Annotated in this window: 7 protein-coding genes; 4 read left to right on the top strand and 3 right to left on the bottom strand. The window is 70.1% G+C overall.

The genetic code is table 11. The features are described from left to right. The first annotated feature begins 27 nt into the window (after positions 1 to 27). The gene (locus I4Q55_RS48380; protein ID WP_206797765.1) at positions 28 to 807 is read left to right on the top strand and encodes a class I SAM-dependent methyltransferase; all 780 of its coding nucleotides are present in this window, start codon (positions 28 to 30) and stop codon (positions 805 to 807) included. 1 nt (position 808) lies between these two features. On the opposite strand, the gene I4Q55_RS48385 is transcribed toward I4Q55_RS48380, so the two are convergent. Further along, complete coding sequence (locus tag I4Q55_RS48385; protein WP_206797766.1) at positions 809 to 1726, bottom strand: ABC transporter substrate-binding protein; 918 nt, start codon at positions 1724 to 1726, stop codon at positions 809 to 811. A 138-nt stretch (positions 1727 to 1864) separates the two neighbouring features. Between I4Q55_RS48385 and I4Q55_RS48390 the strand changes: the two genes are divergently transcribed. Together I4Q55_RS48390 and I4Q55_RS48395 are read left to right on the top strand one after the other, a co-directional pair. Beyond that, the gene (locus tag I4Q55_RS48390; RefSeq protein WP_206797767.1) at positions 1865 to 2563 is read left to right on the top strand and encodes an ABC transporter permease; all 699 of its coding nucleotides are present in this window, start codon (positions 1865 to 1867) and stop codon (positions 2561 to 2563) included. Then, positions 2560 to 3270, top strand: a complete 711-nt coding sequence (locus tag I4Q55_RS48395; protein ID WP_206797768.1) for an ABC transporter permease — start codon at positions 2560 to 2562, stop codon at positions 3268 to 3270. Before I4Q55_RS48390 ends, I4Q55_RS48395 begins: the two co-directional genes overlap by 4 nt. 75 nt (positions 3271 to 3345) lie before the next feature. Here I4Q55_RS48395 and I4Q55_RS48400 read toward each other — a convergent pair whose 3' ends face one another. Together I4Q55_RS48400 and I4Q55_RS48405 are read right to left on the bottom strand one after the other, a co-directional pair. Continuing rightward, entirely contained in the window at positions 3346 to 4038 is a 693-nt protein-coding gene (locus tag I4Q55_RS48400) for a M15 family metallopeptidase (protein ID WP_206797769.1), read from the bottom strand. A gap of 330 nt (positions 4039 to 4368) precedes the next feature. Continuing rightward, positions 4369 to 4932, bottom strand: coding sequence for a cadmium resistance transporter (locus I4Q55_RS48405; RefSeq protein WP_206797770.1), 564 nt, complete (start codon positions 4930 to 4932; stop codon positions 4369 to 4371). A gap of 59 nt (positions 4933 to 4991) precedes the next feature. Between I4Q55_RS48405 and I4Q55_RS48410 the strand changes: the two genes are divergently transcribed. Next, positions 4992 to 5927 (top strand): GNAT family N-acetyltransferase, encoded by a 936-nt coding sequence (locus I4Q55_RS48410; RefSeq protein ID WP_206797772.1) that lies wholly within the window; start codon positions 4992 to 4994, stop codon positions 5925 to 5927. Positions 5928 to 6191 lie beyond the last annotated feature (264 nt).

A 6191-nucleotide genomic window follows, 5' to 3' on the forward strand; every position in this document is an offset into this window, starting at 1 on the left:
AGCGGTTTCTGTGCTGTACTCGGGGACATGTGGCAGTCAGGCGACGCTTACGAGGCCTACATCGGGCGGTGGAGCCGCCGGATCGCGGAGACGTTCGTCCGCCGGCTCGACGCCCCGGCGAGCCGGCGCTGGCTCGACGTCGGCTGCGGCACGGGCGCGCTGACGTCGGCGGTGCTGACGGCGGCCGACCCGGCGGAAGTCGTCGGCGTCGACCCGTCGGAGGGGTTCCTGAAGACGGCTCGCGCGCGGGTGACCGATCCGCGGGCGTCGTTCACGCTCGCGGACGCGCGCTCGCTGCCGTTCCCGGACGAGCGGTTCGACGTCGTGGTGTCGGGCCTGGTCCTGAACTTCGTCCCCGAGCCGGCCCGCGCGGCGGCGGAGATCGCGCGGGTGACCGTGCCGGGCGGGGTGGCCGCCACCTACCTCTGGGACCTGGCGGAAGGCATGGAGCTGATCCGCCGCTTCTGGGACGCGGCCGCGGAGCTCGACCCCTCGGCGGCCGCCGAGCTCGACGAGGGCCGCCGGTTCACGCTGTGCCGCCCGGAGCCGCTGGGCCGGCTGTGGACGGACGCCGGTTTCACCGCGGTGTCCGTCGGCGAGATCAAGATCCCGACGGTGTTCGCGGACTTCGACGACTACTGGCAGCCGTTCCTCGGCGCGCAGGGCCCGGCGCCGTCGTACCTGGCGACGTTGCCGGAAACCGACCGCGACCGGATCCGCGAACTGCTGCGCGGCCGCCTCCCGGCGAACCCGGACGGCTCGATCCCGCTGACGGCCCGGGCGTGGGTCGTCAGCGGGACCGCGTAGCTCAGAGCCCGGCCTGCGCCAGCCAGTCCTTGGCGACGTCCGCCGCCTTCTCGCCGTCGGAGTCGACGCGCTTGTTCAGGTCGCGCATGATGTCCGTGGTCAGCTTCGCGCTCACCGCGTTCACGGCGTTGGCGAAGTCGGCACCGCGCTCGTCGAGGACCTTCTTGTTCACCGCGGGCACGACGTTCTCGGTCGGCACGATGTTGAGGTCGTCCTTGAGCACCGTGTAGGCCGGGTCGCCGGTCAGCGGGCTGACCGAGTCGACCGGGATGACCGTGACGGCCCCGGACTTGAGCTGCTGGACGCGCGGGCCGGCTTCCTGGATGGTCTGGAAGCTGATGTTGGTCAGCTTGTAGACGTCCGTGAAGCCCTTGAAGCACGGAAGGCGCTTCTCGCACTCCGGCGGGCCGGCCATGACGACCTTGTCGAGCTTCTTCAGGTCGCTGATCGACGCGATGCCCTTTTCCTTGGCCAGGTCGGACTTGATGATGTAGGTGTTCTTGTCTTCGGCGGCCGCGAAGTTCAGCAGCGCGACGCCGCTGGGCTCGAACAGTTTCGCCAGCTGCTCGTGCTCCTCCTGCGCGGTCTTGCCTGCCTCCTGGCCGAAGCCGGTGGTGATCGCCGCACCCTGGTACTCCGGGATGAACTGCAGTTCACCGGACTTCAGCGACGGGTAGATCAGCTCGCGCGAGCCGAGGTTCAGCTTGCGCGTCACCGGGTAGCCCTTGGCTTCCAGCGCCTGCGCGTAGATCTCGGCGAGGATCTGGCTGTCGGTGAAGTTGAAGGACGCGACGACGATCGGCGCGCCACCCTTGCTCTGCGCGGCGGGCTTGTCACCGCTGTCGCCGCCGCAGGCGGTCAAGCCGAGCGTGGCCGCGAGGGCCACCGCCACCACGGACGCGTTCCGGAACCAGCGCACGAATCCCCACTCCTTCGTCACTCGAACAGACGAAAGGACCCTAGCCTCGACCTCCGACAGGAATCCACATCGTGGGAGGAAGCCTCCAGAATTCCCACTCAGCGGAATAATTGGGCCCGATCGGGGTAGGGTCGGCCGGTGCACGTGACCACGGTGACGCCGCGGGCCGCCGACAGCGGGCCCCCGATCTTCCAGTGGAAGTGGGTGGACCGCAACGCCGACGACATCGTCCAGCGCCTGGTCGAGCACATTTCGCTGACCGGCGCCGCGCTCGGCATCGGCCTGGTCGTGTCGATCGGGCTGGCCGTCGTGTCCCTGCGGTACCGCTGGTCGTACCCGGTGATCCTCGGCACGGCGGGCGCGTTGTACGTGATCCCGAGCCTGGGCGCGTTCGCGGTCCTGGTGCCCTTCTTCGGGCTGACGTTCGTCTCGGCGATGATCCCGCTCGCGACGTACACGCTGCTCATCCTGGTCCGCAACATCGTCACCGGCGTCGACCAGGTGCCGAACGAGGTCCGCGAGGCCGCGGTCGGCATGGGGTACACGCGCGGCAGGCTGCTCTGGCAGATCGAGCTGCCGCTGGCCCTGCCGGTGGTGATCGCCGGCCTGCGCGTCGCGGCGGTGACGACGATCGGCCTGGTGACGGTCACCTCGATGCTCGGCCTCGGCGGCTTGGGTTATTTCATCCGCGCGGGCATCCAGACGGCAACCCCCAACCCGACGATGATCATCGTCGGAGTAGTTCTGTCGGTGGCACTGGCGGTGGCGGTCGACCTGGTCCTCTGGCTCAGCGAGCGCGTGCTGGCACCCTGGTCGCGGAAGGTGCGGGCGCGATGAGCTTCCTCGACCAGCTGAACGCGTGGCTCGCGGACCCGAACCGCTGGAGCTGGACCGACAAGGCCGGCGTCCCGTACCGCACGCTGGAGCACCTCAGGTTTTCCCTGCTGGCGTTGGCGATCGCGGCGGCGTTGACGATCCCGGCGGCACTCTGGCTGGCCCACTACCGCCGCGGCGCGTTCCTCGCCAGCAGCGCGGTGAACATCGGCCGGGCGATCCCGAGTTTCGGGTTGATCATCCTGTTCTGGTTCCTGGCGAGCCGCTGGGAGCTGGACACGGCGTTCTGGCCGTTGCTGCTCGCCTTGGTCGCCTTGGCGATGCCCCCGTTGTTCACGAACACGTACGCGGGCGTGGTGTCCCTGGAGCAGGAGACGATCGACGCGGCCCGCGGAACGGGTTACCGGGAGTGGCAGATCATGCTGCGTCTCGAGCTCCCGCTGGCCTCCCCGGTGATCCTGGCAGGCGCGCGGGTGGCGTTCCTCCAGCTGATCGCCACGGTGGCAATCGGAGCGATCGTCAACGACGGCGGCGGCTTGGGCCGCTACATAGTCGACGGCTTCGCGCTCGGAGCACAGGGCTACGGAGCGATCTTCGCGGGCGGCTTGGCGGCGGTGGTGCTGGCTCTGCTGTGCGACGGCGCGTTCGCGTTGATCACCCGCGCGGCGACACCCCGCGGCCTCGCCCTGCAGAACGCCCGCCGCGACTAGGCCCGGGACCGCCGCTCGGCGACGATCCCGGGTTGCGCGTTCTTGGCCGCTGTCCGGGCTTCCCCGAAGTGCTGGTCAGGGCTTCTCGAAGTGCTGGTAGTCGATCGGGGTGTCCCAGGAGCCGCCCCAGGTCCAGCCGCGGGAGGTGAAGGCCCGCTCGGCGACATCGCCCGCGTGGATCATGCCGGGCGCGTCCTGCGTCCGGTCGACGTAGGGAGCGCCGTTGGGCGGGTAGACCTTGCCGCTGCCGGAGACGTACGGGTTCTGCACGGTGTTGATGTCGATCGCGCGGCCGTAGGAGTGGTTGGACCAGGCGGTCCCGCCGGTGATCGCCCGGCAGTTGAACGCCGAGGTGTTGTTGGCGGCCATGGAAGCGTCGTCGTCGGAGTCGTACTTCTCGACGGTTTCCATCCGTTCGACGGGAAACCGCCCGAAATAAAGGTCGGCGAAGACGCGCGCGACCTCGGTCGCCCGATCGGCGTTGACGACCAGTTCGCCCCGGTGCACGGCACCATCGAAGCCGAGGAAGTTCAGGTTGATCAGCCGAAGCTGCTCAGGACCGACGGGACACCCCGCACGCCAGCTGTTCCCCAGCCGCTCGGCGGTGACGGGCTTGATGACGGCCACGTAAGCCGGCAGCCCACTCCCGGCCGGAGCGGCGAGTGCCACGGTCTGCGCACCGGTGACAGCCGGCGCCGGCGCGGCCACGGCGACGACCGCGGAGAGGGAGAAGGTGATAACGGCAAGAACCCTGGTTCTCAGTTTCATGCCCCCACCACGCCTCACCCCGGCGGCCGGCTGGGCCACAGTCGGATACGCCACAGCGACGCAACCTCGAGCGATGCTTGCCGCGGCAACCATTCCGCCGCGGCGGACACCGTGCCCTCTCGGGGCCCACCCCCTCCCCTCCCAGGATTCCGGCAAAGTCGCTTGCCGGGCTCCCTCGCCGAGTGACCAGGGAGCCGTCGCCGGTGCCGCGAATGACTCATTGGGGACCTCGGAGGTCCCGAATGAGTCATTCGCGACGGACGAACCCGCCGCTAGACCCGGCTGAGCCTGGTTGCTCGGACGGAGCCCTGCCCTCCCCTCCGGCCTCCGCTAGAACGCGCCGATCAGGATCAGCACGCCGAGCGCGATCAGCGCCGCCGGCAGCAGCACGTGACCCCACCGCGCGAGCACACGGGCGACGCCCGGGCGGGTCGCGAGGAACCGGCCGGCGAGGCACCACACCGCCACGCCCGCCAGGAACACCGCCACGTAGCCCACCAGGCCCGCGGGCCCGGTCGCGGCGAACGCGGGGACGTACACGCCGACGTTGTCGCCGCCGTTGGCGAAGCACACCGTCGCGATCCCGACCACGCCGGCCGCCGGGGCGGGCTCGTCGTCGTCCTGCTGCCACGCCTGCCACGCCGCGCGGAGCCCGAGCAGTATCGGCAGCACGCCCAGCCAGCGGACGGCGCCGTCCGGCAGCAGGCCGGCTCCGAGCGCGCCCGCGACCGAAACCGCCAAGATCGCGGCGAAGCCGAGGAACTGCCCGGCGACGACCTTGAGCTCGCCGCGACGTCCGGCCACTTGGCCGAAGAACACCGCGAGCAGCACCAGATCGTCGGCGTTCGTCACCGCGAACATCGCGGCCGCACGCCAGAGGAGTCCGACGTCCACGTCCACCTCCGCGATAAACCGCTTGGCGAAGGCCGGCGCGGCACAAGACGATTCTGCCCATGCCCGCCGTCACACGCCGCGACTACACCGGTCCGGCCGACCTGCGAGCCATGCAGAGCCTGGCCCAGCGGATCTGGTCGAAGTCGAGTTCGCTGCACGTCGGAGACCTCGCGTGGCAGCGGTTCCAGCACGCCGGCCGGGAAGCCGAGTGGCCGACCGTGCTGTGGGAAGCGGGTGGCGAAGTCGTTGCGTGGGGCTGGGTTTCGCTACCCGGTGAACTGGCGCTGCTCGTGGATCCCGCGCGCCCCGAACTCGCGTCCGAGGTGCTCGCCTGGTTCGAAGACACCGCCTCCGCGGCCGAGCTCGCTGTCACCGTGCTCGACGCCGAGGAGCATGTCGTCGCCGCGCTGGAGCGTCGCGGTTACGCGCTTGGGCAAAGCCCTGTTTTCCACTCGTATATGTCTCGCCTCCTCGTGGATCTGCCCGAGCCGGTCGTGCCCGGGGGTTTCACCGTCCGGTCCGTGGGTCCCGACGATCTGGCTCGCCGGGTGTCCGTGCACCGCACGGTCTGGCACCCGTCGAGGGTGACCGAACCGAGCTACCGGGCCGTGATGGCCGCCTGGCCGTACCGGGCCGGGCTGGATTGGGTCGTCGAGGCACCCGACGGCCGGTTCGCCGCCCAGTGCCTGATCTGGCTCGACGAGCGCAATGGCGTCGGCGAGCTGGAGCCCGTCGGAACCTTGCCGGAGTTCCGCCGCGCCGGCCTTGCCCGCGCGGTGTGCCTCGCCGCGCTGCGGTCGGCCCACCACGCCGGCGCTCGCGAAGCCGTCGTGTACCCGGTGCTCAATCATCCGAAATCCGCAGGTGCCCTCCCTCTGTATCGCGATCTGGGCTTCCGCCCGTATGCCCGCACCCTCACCTTCACGCGAACCCGTCGTCGTATCCCTCCTTTCCCGGAGTCCGCGTCCCCGGAGGGCGCTCACCGACGAACGTAGCGCGCCGCCCACACCGGATGTCCGATTCGGCGGTCTCCGGCGGCCGGTTGTCCACATCGGGGCAAGCCTGTGGACAACCCGGTGGATTTCCCCGCCACAGCCCCGAAATCGTCGGCGCCGCGCGATAGTGTCGAGACGGGGGGTGTCCCTATGTGGTTGTCAAGCGGCAGTGGGGGCCGGAGCGGGTTCGGGATGCCGGTAGTGGGTGCCGTTGCGGAGCATGGCGTAGAGGACGTCGCAGCGGCGGCGGGCGAGGCAGATGAG

Origin of the sequence: Amycolatopsis sp. MtRt-6, assembly GCF_017308975.1 — a bacterium.
GTDB lineage: Bacteria > Actinomycetota > Actinomycetes > Mycobacteriales > Pseudonocardiaceae > Amycolatopsis.

Coding starts and splice junctions, on each gene's coding strand:
- I4Q55_RS48380 (WP_206797765.1), top strand. CDS start 28: ATGTGGCAGTCAGGCGACGCTTACGAGGCCTACATCGGGCGGTGGAGC.
- I4Q55_RS48395 (WP_206797768.1), top strand. CDS start 2,560: ATGAGCTTCCTCGACCAGCTGAACGCGTGGCTCGCGGACCCGAACCGC.
- I4Q55_RS48400 (WP_206797769.1), bottom strand. CDS start 4,038: ATGAAACTGAGAACCAGGGTTCTTGCCGTTATCACCTTCTCCCTCTCC.
- I4Q55_RS48410 (WP_206797772.1), top strand. CDS start 4,992: ATGCCCGCCGTCACACGCCGCGACTACACCGGTCCGGCCGACCTGCGA.